The 14,437-nt window shown below is 55.7% G+C and carries 9 protein-coding genes; 6 read left to right on the top strand and 3 right to left on the bottom strand.

Going from position 1 to position 14,437, the window contains the following annotated elements; translation table 11 throughout:
- Positions 1 to 466: 466 nt before the first annotated feature.
- The 6 genes from ACNFBT_RS12285 (at position 467) to ACNFBT_RS12310 (ending at position 9,469) form a co-directional block, all read left to right on the top strand.
- Positions 467 to 3,499: a hypothetical protein gene (locus ACNFBT_RS12285; RefSeq protein ID WP_416749628.1), complete on the top strand. Its 3,033-nt coding sequence runs from the start codon at positions 467 to 469 to the stop codon at positions 3,497 to 3,499.
- A 13-nt stretch (positions 3,500 to 3,512) separates the two neighbouring features.
- Entirely contained in the window at positions 3,513 to 4,199 is a 687-nt protein-coding gene (locus ACNFBT_RS12290; RefSeq protein WP_416749630.1) for a hypothetical protein, read from the top strand.
- Between the two features lie 59 nt (positions 4,200 to 4,258).
- Entirely contained in the window at positions 4,259 to 5,053 is a 795-nt protein-coding gene (locus ACNFBT_RS12295; protein ID WP_416749632.1) for a hypothetical protein, read from the top strand.
- Complete coding sequence (locus ACNFBT_RS12300; protein WP_416749634.1) at positions 5,050 to 5,700, top strand: hypothetical protein; 651 nt, start codon at positions 5,050 to 5,052, stop codon at positions 5,698 to 5,700. The genes ACNFBT_RS12295 and ACNFBT_RS12300 overlap by 4 nt, the downstream gene beginning before the upstream one ends.
- Positions 5,701 to 5,768: 68 nt before the next feature.
- Positions 5,769 to 8,447 (top strand): hypothetical protein, encoded by a 2,679-nt coding sequence (locus ACNFBT_RS12305; protein WP_416749636.1) that lies wholly within the window; start codon positions 5,769 to 5,771, stop codon positions 8,445 to 8,447.
- 410 nt (positions 8,448 to 8,857) lie between these two features.
- Entirely contained in the window at positions 8,858 to 9,469 is a 612-nt protein-coding gene (locus tag ACNFBT_RS12310; RefSeq protein WP_416749638.1) for a hypothetical protein, read from the top strand.
- Positions 9,470 to 9,575: 106 nt separating this feature from the next.
- Here the strand turns inward: ACNFBT_RS12310 and ACNFBT_RS12315 are convergent, their stop codons facing one another.
- The 3 genes from ACNFBT_RS12315 to ACNFBT_RS12325 form a co-directional block, all read right to left on the bottom strand.
- Positions 9,576 to 10,148 (bottom strand): hypothetical protein, encoded by a 573-nt coding sequence (locus ACNFBT_RS12315; protein WP_416749640.1) that lies wholly within the window; start codon positions 10,146 to 10,148, stop codon positions 9,576 to 9,578.
- Between the two features lie 68 nt (positions 10,149 to 10,216).
- Positions 10,217 to 10,765 (bottom strand): GIY-YIG nuclease family protein, encoded by a 549-nt coding sequence (locus ACNFBT_RS12320; protein ID WP_416749642.1) that lies wholly within the window; start codon positions 10,763 to 10,765, stop codon positions 10,217 to 10,219.
- A 71-nt stretch (positions 10,766 to 10,836) separates the two neighbouring features.
- Positions 10,837 to 14,247, bottom strand: coding sequence for a TM0106 family RecB-like putative nuclease (locus ACNFBT_RS12325; RefSeq protein ID WP_416749644.1), 3,411 nt, complete (start codon positions 14,245 to 14,247; stop codon positions 10,837 to 10,839).
- Between the last annotated feature and the right edge of the window lie 190 nt (positions 14,248 to 14,437).

Consider the following 14,437-nt stretch of genomic DNA (forward strand, 5'->3'; position numbering starts at 1 on the left):
GATGAGCAACATTCAACGTGGGTAATCGCTGCCGGATTCAGCGACGCCCACTTCCCTCGAAGACATCAATCCGGGCGCCCCAAGAAATCGGCGCGTCGAAATCCAACTGACCATCGCGCAACTGGACAAGAGTCCTGGCACCAACTGACGTCTGCAACGACATCGTCATTGGCATGCAAGCACAAGGAACGAACGATGAGCCTGGATCACACGAGCGAAATTCTCCGCAACCACAACCAATACTACGAGCACGCGGTTATGAATCTTTACCAGCAACTTGCTGGCAGAGGAAATAATTATCTGGCCATACATATTCGAGAACTAGCCTCTGTTGGCTCGCTCATGCAATCGCCCTGTTTATCAAGTCACATCTTACCGAAAGGTGCTCCGCTTCCGAGGTAGGTCTAGACGACACAGACTTGACTCCGAACATTCTTATTACCCTTCTTCGAACCAAGGTTTCCCCATGACCCGTAATTTCGCTCCCGGAAGCCAGACGCTCCATAACGTGGAGGGCGGCAATCTCGATCGCCTGCAGCTCAGTTGGGATGCTCCAAGTTTTGCGGAGCTTGGCTTGGTACTTGCCGGAGCGTGCGCTCCCGTCGAGTTTCGGCTGCTACACCTGACCGAGATCGGAGAGGGACAACCCGCGGCCTATCGTCGGGCTATGGCCAATGTCATCTCATGCCTGAGCAGCACCGATTGCTCGAGTCTGTACATCGTTTCCGGAAGGCCCGAAGGGGTTGAGCTATATGTTGGCGTCGCCGGGGCCAAGGGATCTAGGGCAACCCAGGCCATGGATCTTCTAGGTACCACGTTCAAGGGCAATTTTCCCGGGGCAGAATTGCTTGAACTACGGCACGGCAGTCCGACTCTTGAAGCCTTCAGCGAACGACTTGGACAGAGCCGCCATCTGGGTCTGATAACTGGCGTCCCGTCGCTCAATGAAGCTGACAGGGGGCAGACAGATGAGGACTTCCAAGGGATCGAACGCCTGGCAAACAGCCTAGTCGGCGAAACCTGGCAACTGATCGTCGTAGCCGAGCCGGCCAAAGAAACAGAAATCCACCAGACCCTCGAACAGATATACGAACTATCCACTGTCCTATCCGCCAACATCCGCCAGTCAGTACAGCATTCCGCTAACTCTAACTGGCAATTGACGAAAACGACGGGTACTTCGGAAACCCGCACCAAGGGGGAGTCGGTGGCGGACAGTCGTGGCAAAAGCGAGGGGTGGAACAACTCCAGTTCCCAGGGGAGCAAAACGAGGAACGCGGGTACGACAGAGTCGCGCACGACAACGGACAATGACTCCCTTGCCGTTGGTAGCAACTTGTCTTCCGCCGAAGGGAGTTCGCACGGAGCGAGCATCGCCATGACCCGTGAGCGTACCGACAAGCGCGCCGAGGAGCTGCAGAAGCACCTTAACGAAACTCTAATCGAACGCTTTCACTTGGGCCGCAGCAAGGGGATGTATCGGACAGCGGTCTATGCCAGCGCTTTGACTTCGTCCACCTATGAGCGACTTTCCCGTGGCGTGCTGTCGATCTTTCAGGGGGAAACATCCAGTGTCACCCCCTTGCGTGCGCACAAGCTGCAGTTCACCTCGCCACTGGCGCTCGATCCCCTTCTGCAGATTCAGAGCATGCCCAATGCCGGCAGCAATGTTGAAAATCTGCTGGCGCATAGTGTGCCTTTCGCGACACTGGATAACCTCTATGGCGCGACTTGGCTGAACACCCAGGAGTTGGCCTTGATCGCTGGCCTGCCGCATAAGGAGCTGCCAGGAGTCAAGATTCGTAAGAGCGTGGAGTTTGCTCTGAACACAGGTGCATCGGGAGGTGCTCCCGGGGAGCTCCTGCAATTAGGGCACATTATCCAGCACGGGCGGCTCCTAGAGCATAAACGCGTCGATCTGCCCCGGCGGGAGTTGTCCAAGCACGTATTCGTGACAGGAGTGACTGGTGCAGGCAAAACCACGACTTGCATGAACCTATTGCTTGAATCCAAGCGCCCGTTCTTGGTGATCGAGCCGGCAAAGACCGAGTACCGTGCTTTGCACGGATCTGGCATCGAAGTCGACTACTACACGCTGGGGCGCGAGGATCTCACACCTTTCCGGTTAAACCCCTTCGAATTAGTCTCACGTCATCAGAGTCTCGCTAGCCACATTTCTGTACTCAAGGCCACCTTGGCTGCGGTGTTCCCAATGGAAGCTGCGATGCCCTCGATCGTCGAGGAGGCGATAATCAACGCCTACAAGCAACAGGGCTGGGATATTCATTCAGGGGCTAACTTCCTGATTGATGATCCATGGGCTGAAGGCGCGCTTGCCTGGCCCACCTTTTCGGACATGATCTCTGAGCTCGACAATGTCATTGCCTCCAAGGGGATGGGGCGAGAGTTCGAGGAGAAGTACCGCGGCTCGCTAGTGGCGCGCCTTAGCAGCCTGACTCTGGGGACCAAGGGCCGGATGCTCAATACTCGCCATTCGCTGGATTTCGATAAGCTGCTGGACAGGTGCGTGGTCATTGAGATGGAAGAGCTCAAGGATGAGCAGGACAAAGCTCTGTTCATGGGTCTAATCCTCACACGCCTTGCGGAATGCATGAAGCATCGTCATCGCCGAAACTCCGAATTCCAGCACCTGACGTTGGTGGAGGAAGCTCATCGCCTGCTGTCGCGCCCGGAGCCGGGGGACGCAGAGTCGAAGAAAATGGGCGTGGAAATGTTCGCCAACCTGCTGGCCGAGGTCCGAAAGTACGGTGAAGGTTTGATCATCGCTGACCAGATCCCTAACAAATTGGTTGCGGATGTCATCAAGAACACCAATACAAAGATTGTCCACCGCCTGTTTGCGGCGGATGACCGCAACTCCATCGGGGATGCGATCGGTCTAAACGACGATCAGAAAAGCTTTCTGCCTCTGCTGCAGCCGGGGGAGACGGTTATTTACTGTGGCGGCTGGCATGCTCCGGTTAGGGTCCAGATCGCCCAAAACGCTCGTACCGACGGCGCGGAAATTCGCGAAGAGGAAATTCGTAAGCGTGGGGCGCGACAGCTCTGGGAGCAACGCAGCAAGCTGTTGCCGTCCTTGTCAGGTTTGGCTGTGCTGCAGCAGGAACAACTTGCAGGCTTCCTGCATGACGGTGTTCAGATGCTGAACATGTTCCTGAAAATCAATTACCTATCGCGGCGGGCACAGCAGCACCTGATGCGAGAGCGCATTCAGCAGAAGCTGAGCGCACATTTGAATGTCTGGAAGCAACACCTCGCACTTGCACCGCTCAGCGTCGAATCGCTGCTGCTGGCGCTATTCCGCGATTGCGCCAGCATGCTCGCGTGGCAGGAACGAGACTGGAGCATCGCCCGAGAGCAACTTCCTCAACTCTTTGAACAACTTTCCATCTCACTGGACGCCTACGACACACACCTAGGGGCGACCCGCAGTGCGCAGACGCTTATGACGACCATCGAGATATTCGATTCTTTCTGAAAAGGAGCCAGCCATGTCTTTTGTTCCCGTACTAGCTAGTCTTGTCAGCTCAGCCATAGCGACAATCACTCCGGTTCTGTCCGCGGCGGGGAGCGCAGCCGCAAGCTTCTGCACAACTGTGTTGCCCCGTGTTGCCCCGATGCTGCTAGGTGCCTTGGAAAAGCTCAATACCTTTGTCGGTGTTGCACAGGCGGTTCTGCAACTCCTGCAGGTGTTCAAGCCTAGCGAGCAGCTCGACGAGATGGGTGACAGGACCATCCAAGCGGCCGAAAAAGGTATCAAGCCGGATGACTTCGATAATTTCGAAGAGTACATGGACAAGATCCGAGCCTTCGAGCTGGATCCCAAGCGCTCGGCGGAGATTAGCTCCGAGCAGAAGTACGCCGCCGGCCTGATGGTTGGCGGACTGGCGTTGGACGACAAGTTCAAGGTTTCTGTGGGGACAATGGCGAACATCTGGGTTCTGCCGGCCAGCGCCCCAGAATACTTCAACGCCAAGCGCCTAGAAGCAATTCTGGGCCAGACACGCGATGTGCTGAATGTCATCAACTACTTCAATGGCAAGCTCGGTCCGGCCGACGCGCTTGCCGTTGAAGAGTCGCTAATGTCCGCAGAGAAAGCCTTGGACCCGGCCAAAGACAATGCGGCCATCTATGCCGACCTAGATGAAGTCAGTCGGCAAGTACAGAAGAGCCAGTAATTCCTGGCTGGCAACGCCTCCCGATAGAACGAGCGCCCGTCTTAGCGGGTGAGACGACCATGTCCCAACACATTGAACTGACTTTGCTGGCTTTGGCTGACCGGGTAGCCTGTTTTCACCTGCAGGACGAATTGTGGCACTGCCTGCAACTAGATGGCGAGCCTTGGAATAGCCTTGCCGACCAATCTCAGAGTGGCCTTGCCGGTATCCTGACGGCCATCAGCAAGCAGCTTTATCGACAGTCGCAGTTGGCGGATGTACAGCTGAACATCCTCTACGATCAGGACGCGCTCCCTCACCTGACCGCTGTGCCCAGTACCTTGGCTGCATTGGGCTGCCGCGCCTGGCAGATCCTGCGCTGGGAGCCATTGTTCTCCAGGCTGCCGGCGCAAGACAGAGCCTCTACCGACGGGTTACCGGAACATGTGTGGTTGCGGGCTTATGCGCTGCCGTATTTGTATGATCTCTTCCAGCAGCCACAGGATACGCTGAGCGACGAGCTCAATCTTCAAAGACAGCGCGCAGCTACCGAGTTGCAGCGCTTGCAGGAGCAGATTGATGCTCGGCAGTTGCCGAGCGTGGAGCACCTGTTGGTGTATCTACCAATGCTGTACCAGAACTTCTGGGGTCACGTCAGCCCGACCGAGGTCGCTGCTCTGGCTGGCTCGCTGCAGGTGCCAGACGTTCCGTCACCGTTCCCTGAGCCTTCTATCGAGATCCTGATGATCTTGCGCAAGCGCTTCCTTCTGTTGCCAGCAACTGAACGCAGCTGGATCATCAGGCTGGGGCAGCAGCTCGGTCAACGCCTCAAGTTGCGAGTGCAGATGCGTGACCTGGTGGAGGCCACCGAATGAGTGACAACGTGAAAAGCCTAGAAGAGTGCTCTCCGCTATACGACGAACCTCTGACACGGGACGCGTTGATTCGTCTGCTGCAGGATGACGCCCAAGTGCGCGACCTCATCACCCGACTGGTCGGAGATCAGACACTCACCGAAGAAACTGCGGCTCCGATGAACATCGAGCCGATTGCCACTCCCAGTGACACAGGGCAGCCAGCTCAGGCCTCCGACGACACTCTACGCGCGGAGATGGCAGAAGTTCTGGCGCTGCTGGCAGTGCTGCGAAACAAACCATCACTAGCTCCCGGTTGGCTAATTCACGAGGCTAGTGAGGGCGACTTGCTCATCCGTCTGGTCGCCATTGCAGCGCAATGGGACCGGCTGCTGGACTTGTGGGATGGCTTAGCGCAGCGCTGTAAGCAAGAGAGACGCCCAGCTCACGCTTTAGAGCTGCGTGTCCTGCAAGATTGCCTAGCCATCCACAACCGCATCTGGGATACCCGGCAGGCCAGCTTGATGTCCGTAGAGCCGGGAACGGCTTATGACTATCGGTGCCACCAGCGCGTTACCCCCACCGGGGAGACAATCCATGAGCTTTGGCTGCCCGGTCTCTGCAATGCCGGAGGAGAACCCCAAAAACTCCCTCTGGTAGCCACATGAGTACATCTCTCTCGCATGCCCGACTGTTGTTGACTCTCCGGACGATCGCCATATTCAAGGAATATGACATGCAGGACGTAATTCCCGAATCCCTCTACAAACGATACTTGGACAAGGAAATGGCCAAGATCGCACAAGCATTGGCACATTGTCGGTTCTGGTGGGTGATGGCACCAAACGAAAATACGAGCATGCTCTTTGACCGTGACACACTCCTGCTTTGGGAGTCGATCCCCGACACCAGCATCCGCGCAGATGTTGAAAGTGCCGAGTGCCTGGTGGAGGACAAAGAAATCATGGGTCTTACCCAATGGCGTCTACCACGGCGCGCAGAGCTGACCAGCTTTGCGAGTGCGTCCGGAAATCCGCTTCAGTCTGGTGCTCAATCGCGTTTGCTACGCGTCGCCATGTGGCTGTGCGACGAGCGAGTTATTGACTTGGAAAATAACAACTGGGAGGAGGAAATAAGCCATCAGGAAGGGGCCTGCATAGCATGTAACGACTACGCCGCAAATCTCACTCTTGTGAGTTTCATTACCGAGGCGAAGCAGAAGGGATGGCGAATTGAGGCCAACAATGGCGATGAAGATCTACTGGCAAACTTGGATCTCAGCACGACCATGCAGGCGTTATATGAGGCAATTGACTACCGCTCCTGCCGCTTACCTATGCTCGAGCAGTCGCAATTTACTGACCCAGACAAAGGACTGTGGGAGTTCTGGGGAATGCCCTCCGAACTGCTTGCAGCAGAGAAGCTACGGGCACGCAATCCTGCCAATGATATCCGAGACTGGAATATCGCCATCGATTTCGGGACCAGCAGCACCGTGGTCGCGTATGACGACAACGGCCGGCACAAGCTCCTGCGTATTGGCGTAAAAGACCATTGGGAGAGGGAGCAGCCCGCGCACTACGAGAACCCTACAGCTCTCGAGTTTATTGATTTCCAGGCATTCATGGGTCAGTGGCACAGCGAGTCTTACCGGCCCAACCTGAGCTGGGACGAGGTACGTTGCTCGCACGAGGCACTTCAAAACCTACGAAACAACGGAAGCAATCCGAGTACCGTGGCCAGTATTCTGACACGACTAAAACAGTGGGCACTGCGGCAGGAAAAAGATGCCCGAGTTCGTCTGATCGATATAAGTAGACAGCATGAACATGAGCTGGAGCCGCAGCGTTTACGTAACCCGGTGAAAGGAGAGCGGCTTAGGGTCGGAAAGGAGGATCCGTTCGATCCTGTGGAGCTGTACGCTTGGTTCCTCGGCATGACGATCAACTGGCGCCAACGTGGGCTATTCCTGCGTTACTACCTGACCTTTCCAGTGGCCTATCCACGGGCAGTCAAGGACAACATCCTTGCTGCCTTCCGCCGTGGTCTACAGCGCAGCCTGCCGGCGTCACTGATAATGCAGGATGCCTTTCTCAGCTTCAGCGTCGAGGAACTGGCCAACGAGCCGGCCGCCTATGCTGCCGCCGTTCTACCTCGCTTGGGATTGGAGCCAAGCGTAGAGGGGGCAGCCTATGCAGTATTCGACTTTGGGGGGGGGACTACCGATTTCGATTTCGGCTACTACCGTGCCCCAAATGCAGAGGAAGAGAATGATGGGTGGGAGGAAGTCATTGCTCATTGTGGCAATGGCGGCGATCGCTTCTTGGGGGGCGAAAACCTGCTGGAGAACATGGCGTATCAAGTGTTCCAGCACAACCTAGAATTGTGCAGGAAGCACAAGATTGCCTTCACCCAGCCACTCGATGCAGATGACTTCCCAGGCTCGGAAATGTTCTTGGAAAAAACCCAGTCAGCGTTGACCAACTCCCTGATGGTGATCTCGCGCCTGCGTCCGCTCTGGGAGAACGGCAAACTTCCCGAAAGTGATGGAGTACTCAAGATTGGGCTGCTCAATCGGACAGGTGAGAGCAAAAACTGCGAACTTGCCGTGCCGGTCGATGCCCTTCAAGCATACCTGTGTCAGCGCATTGAGCTTGGCCTGATAAATTTCTTCAGTGCTATGCGCAAGGTATTCAATCAGCAGGTTCCGGGGCAGATCCATGTGCTTCTGGCCGGCAACAGCAGCCGCTCACATATTGTTCGGGCCTTTTTCAACCGTTCGCTAGAGTCTGCGGAGCAAGACGAAAAGACGCAGTCCATTGATCAGAATGTTAGTCAGGGAGTGATGCCCTCCTCGGTTGAACAGGAGCTGGCGAACAGGCGTGATACCCTGATTCGACGGATATTCGGCAATTGCACACCAGACATCGTGGTTCATTTCCCTATGGGAAATGACTCCGAGGATATCTACGCCCCAAGCGCCAAAACCGGTGTAGCGCTGGGGCTTCTGCGCTTGGCTCCCGGGGGACCGATCAAAGTCATTCAGACCGCGTCCGACGAGCGTGTCGCGAATGAAGCACCTTTTGCCCACTACGTCGGCCGTCTACGACAAGGACGGTTCCAGCCAGGACTCAACCAGGGAGATCGCTATGGCGCCTGGCAAGAGATCGGAGTTCCTAGAGATGGGGTATTCAACCTCTATCACTCGCAGTCGCCCAAAGCATTCCAAGGGGAGATGCTTGATGGCGACCCTGGGTTGTACAAAAAGCGTCTGGATCTTGGCGGAAACCTTCAAGGACAGCGCGTATTTGCATGCGCGGTGGCGCCGAACCTAATCCGAGTCTGCACTGCCGTCTCAACGGAGGCCGCTAGCAGCAACGAGCATGACAACCTCAGGGAAGTTGAACTAGCTTAGTTCGCCCAAGCTGACTGGCAAGCCGCACTTGAGCCGAGGGCTGAGGGCTTGAGCTGTGACTGTTCAGTCAGCATATAACGCCGAGCGATGCGTTTCTATAGGTACCAGCCTAGAATGCCTCAGCGCACGGTGCTGACCATCTGCCAAAACATTGATCATACTCAGATCACCGAAATGGTCGGCGAACTGTCGAAGAAATCTCCAGCGATTCATGATGGTGAAACGCTCGCACCGGGTTGCAGGCATTCCTGAACAACCTGGACTTTGGATGGTTTGGGGTAAGAGCTTCATTGGCGCAGGGAGATCCCGTCGATAAGGGCCATCGCGCCCGCTTAAAAATCCATTCAGAACAGCACACAATCATATGAATCTCAAACAGCCAAAAAATCGAACTTGAAAAAGGACTTAAAATGATAAAAGGAATTGCATTACCAATCGCATTTTACCGCCAACGCGGAGAAAAACTTCTATACAAGGAAATTCAAATTTACTTCTCCTTTGAGCCAATTCCTATTGAAATAAGGGACACCCCCTTCAATGGAGACCTAGACAAAAAACTGCTCAGCGAGATGATAAACAAAAGCTATCCAAAAGGCTTTGACTTCTTAGTTCCATATAAAATCACCAAAGGACACTCATACGAAGCCACCCATGGTGTTAGAAGAAAAATATCCATACTAGACCTAAACCCAACCACTGCGACCCTCAGAAATCACATCGGATTAATGCCGTGCTCACATAATAATCTACCACCACTACTCGAGGCCTTTGGCCACCCTGACTTCTTCTTAGAAAGCGACACCAACTCAATGAAAATCAACATCAAGAGTGGAGATCAGTACTTCTCTGTCCCATCACAGAACTACTCACCGAATTGCTGGGCAGAATTTGCACATCCCTCGATCACTCTTGAAGGCGGAAGCCAGCCTATGAATTATGAAGAAATTAATTGGAGCCAAGCATTTATCGAGATGGCAAGATACTCTCATGAAATACAAAGCCTTGACCAAGTCCATACATAACTTCAAAACCACTATCACAATGACGCCACTCATCGCGTGGCGTTAATGTAGTCGAGATCGTTCGACTTGTTAGCAGCGCGCTTCACTATGCTGCAGCTACAGACAGTTATCGGTTACCAAGCGCAATACATTTTCGAACATATCGGAAGAGCAATTCAAAGTATTTAGTAGGCAGGCTGTTTTTATCGAGCAGCTGGAAATGTCGACCTACGGCCTTGCCGACGCTCAGCAACGTCTGAGCTGAGTTTGGCGTGCCCGCAAAACCGCGTGCAATCAGCAACGCCTCTGCAGTCTTACCCAAGCGATGCGACTCCTCATGAAAGTGCCCAACAAGCCACACAGCAACGAGACAGACCTGACGATGGTCATCACCTGGCAAGAAGAAATCACGACCTCTATTTACTTCCAGCAAACCTTCCCAACCACCGGCAGCAATAACTTTCAGGGCTGTGACAGGAAGCGTTACCAGATCAAACTCCCCCTCCCGAATCGGGAAGCAATATGAACGAGCAGTATTCGGGCTGCTGACGACCTTGGAGCGAATCAACCACTCTTGAAAGTCGATAGTGCCCAGTTCAGCGGTACCGGCACTGCGATAATTGAGGTAATGCTTCAATACCTCGGGAAACGGGTGACCGGTGGGTACCCACTTACAGCCGTCGACATCGGAGTTATTCATTAGCTTTTACTTCCAGAAAAAAGAGGCTGGGTTGTCACAAGATCACAGCGTGATAGTTTCAATGCTGGCTAGCGCGCCCCTTGGCGACCGAACATAGGCTGGCGACTGGCCCACAACCCATCCTCAATTACTTGAATGACCGCCTTGGGCGTTTCTTTGGAAAAGCGCCAAACGTCAATCTTGAGCGATCCGCTCGATTGGGGGGGAAGCCAATGGCAAATCTGCATGGCATAAGTGCCCTTGGCCCCGAAGCCGAGATGCTGCTTAAGGCGCGCCATCGGGGAGCTCGAACTGCCCACGTAGAGGCACTGGGACGCGTGGTGAAGGCGAGCATAAGCACGGCCCCCCGTCTTGTTGTCTTTCGCCAAGCTGAACGCCTTATGCAGATCGTCGATGACCATACCTTCAGAGGCCGATACCTGATAAATGTATTGAGCGTCATTGCCGCCGGCAGCTACCCAGGATTTCAGTGCAGCCAGTGGAGCTTCGGGATAACCCGCCCGAACGTCTTGCAGGGGGAGTTGCACCGTGTGCGAAGCCTCAACGCTCGCCTCCTTCACTTGCTCTGCCAAGCTGACAAGGTTTTCAGCGATCTGCTCCAACAGCTCTTGATTCATCATCCTGTCCTTCGACGTTAATTTTCTCTGTCTACCAAGTGTCGTGGCGTGCGGCTACCGCTCGAATACCCTCACTGATTAGCAGCTTCGCCGGGCGGCGTTCCGTACTCGATCAATTGGCAAAGCGTATTCACCAGCGCCATTTCCTCCGGCGTGGTGCAGCGGATCGCCGTGAGCGCAGGATTAGCCACGACACACGCCAGGGATTTCGCGCGGCTAACCGCTACATTCAATCGATTGCGCGAGTACAAGAAGCCAATATCGCGTGGCAGGTAGTCCTCACTCGAGGTCGCCATCGAGACGATGACAATCTCGGCTTCCTGGCCCTGAAATTTGTCGACCGTCCCCACCCGGGCGCCTGCCGGAAGCAGCTCCTTCAGCAGCTGAACCTGCAGGTTGTAAGGCGCCACAACCAGGATGTTCTCCACACCGATTCGGTGCTGAAAACCCTGTTTGTCGACATAGGGCTGGCGCAGAAAGTACGTATAGAGTTCCAGCACCACCTTGGCTTCCTCTTGGGAGCGTTGGCTATTGCCCTCGTGCGCGACGGGATGGAAATACAAGCCCGCAGCTGGAATGCATGGGCGTTGTCCATCAAGGAGAAGCTGTTGCCGCTCAGTACCCGGCGCTGAGCGTAATTGCCCTTCGTAAGCCACTGCCGAAACAAACGCGCACAGACGTGGATGCATGCGCCAAGTCTGGCTCAGGAAGATGCCATAGCCTGCCGGGATCACAGACTTCCCATCGAGCAAGTAATCGAGCGTCGAATCTCCCGAGCGCCCAGGGTGCTGCCCCTTTACCGGCTGAGCCAATTGCATCTGATCCCCCAGCAGCACCAAATTACGCGCGGACATCCCCATAGCGACCAAATTGGCCACACTTACCTGACCCGCTTCGTCGATGAAGAGATAGTCCAACGCGCCATCAAGCGCCGAGTCAGCGAACGTCCAGGCGGTACCTGCAATGAGATCGGCGCCAGCGCGCCACTGAGCGAGCAACTGTTCCTTGCTGTCCACCGACACGATCAGTTGCCCCACAAAACGTGTGTCCTCATCGCTCGTTGATTTCTTCAAACCGCAGAACGCAAAAGACGCCGCTTTTGCGCAGGCCTCCACCGCCGCCAGCAGGTTGTGAATCGCATGATGGGAGTTGGACGTTATGCCGATCTTCTTGCCCGCTTGCAGCAGATCCACAATCACGTGGGCAGCGGTAAAAGTCTTACCGGCACCCGGTGGGCCCTGGATAAACAGCGCGCTCGAATCGAGACCACGCACAACCTGTTGCACCGCTTTCAGTGTCGGTGCATCGGCCCGTGGTAAGACCTCGCCCATGGTCGTTCCACGTAGACGTGGATGCCGGCGCTGCAGAAAATCACCGATCGCCGAATACTGAGACGCGTCCGCCAGGATTGCATCGGCGTAGCGGAAGATGGCCTCGCGAAGTACCTCCGTGCCGATCGGAGCAGTCGGGCCCAGGTCAAGACTCCTTGCCGGCTCATTGGCCTTTGTGGCCCTGAGCGTGGCGAAGCGTCCCTGCAAATCCAGGTGATGCAACGTGACAGTCTTCGAACTGCCTATCACCTTCGCCTGGGAGCCACTGCGCAACTTGGTTTCCTGCTCGGGAAATGCGTACTGGTAGAGGAATGATTTTTTGTCGGGAATCGGCGGGGCATCGGTGCGCACCAGCCCAGCCAGACTTTCAACATCTTGCAGAAGCTCCTCGCGACTCATGTCGTCGCGCTTGAACATCTCCCACCACTCCGGCTTCGCCGCGCGACGGTGAAAATCCAGTAGCTGAAAAATCAGTTGCCGAACCTGCGCTTGCTCGTCCCATAGCGTGTCATCGCTGGGCAAGCTGCCCAACAGTCGCTGGTGGTAGTGCTCCAGACGCTGCTCCAACTCATTCGCGAGAGTGGCCGCAGGCTGATCCACTGGCTCGGCGGAGACGGTCACATCCTGAGAGTCCGAGGGGGCCGGGGCAATTTCGAACAACCAGTTTCGCAACAGATAGGTCGAGCGCACGTCATCCTCGTTGTAGCGCTCGATCTGCTCCAGCAAGTCGGGATTCAACGTTGCCTTCCAGCGCTCATAGAACACGATGCTGGCTCCGGCATTGGTGACATCACCAGCGCGGCGCCCCATATAGAAATGCTCGATGTTCTTGATCGAGTACCCAGGCTCGGACACCCGAATGGCTTCACGCACAACCTTGTAAAGATCCACCAGCTTGCCGTTGCGCAATAGCCAATCGACCTGAGCCTCCCGTGTGCCATGCTGAGTCATCAACCGCTTGAGTGCGGTCTCCTCGTAGCTGGCATAGTGATAGATATGCGCGTTGGGATAGTTAGCCAGGTGCCCAATCACAAAATCGATGAAGGCCTCGAAGGCTTCCTTTTCCTCCTTACGCGAATGCGCCCAAAAGGACGTGAATCGCTCGCCTTCGCTATCGACAATGTAGAGTCCAAACAGATACTCCAGACCACCGTCCTCGAGAGGATCCCCTTCCATGTCGAAGAACAGGTCGCCGAGGGCAGGTTCGGGAATACGTCGAAAGCCGCGCTTGCCAGGTTGCTCAGGGAGTAGCTCAAATATCGGCACGCCATCCTGCCGACCTTGGTGCTGCAGACGCGCTTGATGGCGCAACCTGGCCAAGGTTTCCGCACTCAGTTTGGGCACCTGAACCCCCTCCCCCACGGTGGCCAATTGCGCCAGCGTCATGACCCCTGCTCGTTGCAGATGGCGAATGTTCAATTGGCTGATACCCGCCACGGCCGACAGATGATCATCCTGTGCGCGGCGCTCGGCACATCGCTCGCGCCAACCACAGAAACGGCAATGTCCGCAGGGTTCAGGGTAGGTTTCGGGCCGCACCGAAGAGGATACGAATGCCTCAAAACGCTGCAGTACACGGTCGAGGTAGGCCGTGTAATCAGCCACTCGGAAGCTCCGCTCGCTCTGGGCCGGATCACCCAGAACCAGATGCATGTACTCAGGCGAATGTCCCTGGAGCGACTTCAGCAGCCGAGAGTACAGGGCCAATTGGATCAGGAATTTTGCTTTGGGCGCCTTGGCAAGCTTGGTGTCGATGACCTCATAGCTGTAGTCACCCAGCGCAGACGGGCGAGCAACCTTCCTAAGGAAGTCGGCATGACCAACGTAGATGCCCTCCCTAAAAGTGGCCTGGAATAGGACGTCGACCCCACGCGCCATGGCTTCTCGGGTCAAGGCCACCCGCTCGGCCAAGGAGCGCGCGCCACTCGCGGCAATATCCACCACCGAAGCGTGCTCTTGCTGGAGACGGGCGAAATAAGCCGCCTCATGAGCCAGCCCCTTCTCCTGAATCAGGCGATTTTCCTCACTCTCTTCCGCCTTCTGCTGCGGCGAGTCGAGGTGGGCCAGATCGGTTACCGTCAGGTGTGCACACTCGAGAAACCCGCAAATATCCGAAGCCGAATAGAGGCGCTCGCCATCTACTACCTGCATCCCTGTACTCCTTACTCCGTGACTTTGTGCATGTTCACTGCTGAAGCGCCGGGAGTAGCACACTCCCTCAACGCATAATGCCATACCGACATCACACCCACGGCAAGGCAGCGCAACGCAATCGCCGAGCGACTTCATGCCAGCAGCATGCTTGTGTACGTGCAGACGACAACGCTTTCCCGAATCGGCT

The organism is Pseudomonas sp. NY15181 (assembly GCF_048068055.1).
Lineage (GTDB): Bacteria > Pseudomonadota > Gammaproteobacteria > Pseudomonadales > Pseudomonadaceae > Pseudomonas.

Bases quoted from the DNA above. Each gene is read 5' to 3' on its own strand.
- ACNFBT_RS12285 (WP_416749628.1), top strand. From the start codon at position 467: ATGACCCGTAATTTCGCTCCCGGAAGCCAGACGCTCCATAACGTGGAG.
- ACNFBT_RS12290 (WP_416749630.1), top strand. From the start codon at position 3,513: ATGTCTTTTGTTCCCGTACTAGCTAGTCTTGTCAGCTCAGCCATAGCG.
- ACNFBT_RS12295 (WP_416749632.1), top strand. From the start codon at position 4,259: ATGTCCCAACACATTGAACTGACTTTGCTGGCTTTGGCTGACCGGGTA.
- ACNFBT_RS12300 (WP_416749634.1), top strand. From the start codon at position 5,050: ATGAGTGACAACGTGAAAAGCCTAGAAGAGTGCTCTCCGCTATACGAC.
- ACNFBT_RS12305 (WP_416749636.1), top strand. From the start codon at position 5,769: ATGCAGGACGTAATTCCCGAATCCCTCTACAAACGATACTTGGACAAG.
- ACNFBT_RS12310 (WP_416749638.1), top strand. From the start codon at position 8,858: ATGATAAAAGGAATTGCATTACCAATCGCATTTTACCGCCAACGCGGA.
- ACNFBT_RS12315 (WP_416749640.1), bottom strand. From the start codon at position 10,148: ATGAATAACTCCGATGTCGACGGCTGTAAGTGGGTACCCACCGGTCAC.
- ACNFBT_RS12320 (WP_416749642.1), bottom strand. From the start codon at position 10,765: ATGAATCAAGAGCTGTTGGAGCAGATCGCTGAAAACCTTGTCAGCTTG.
- ACNFBT_RS12325 (WP_416749644.1), bottom strand. From the start codon at position 14,247: ATGCAGGTAGTAGATGGCGAGCGCCTCTATTCGGCTTCGGATATTTGC.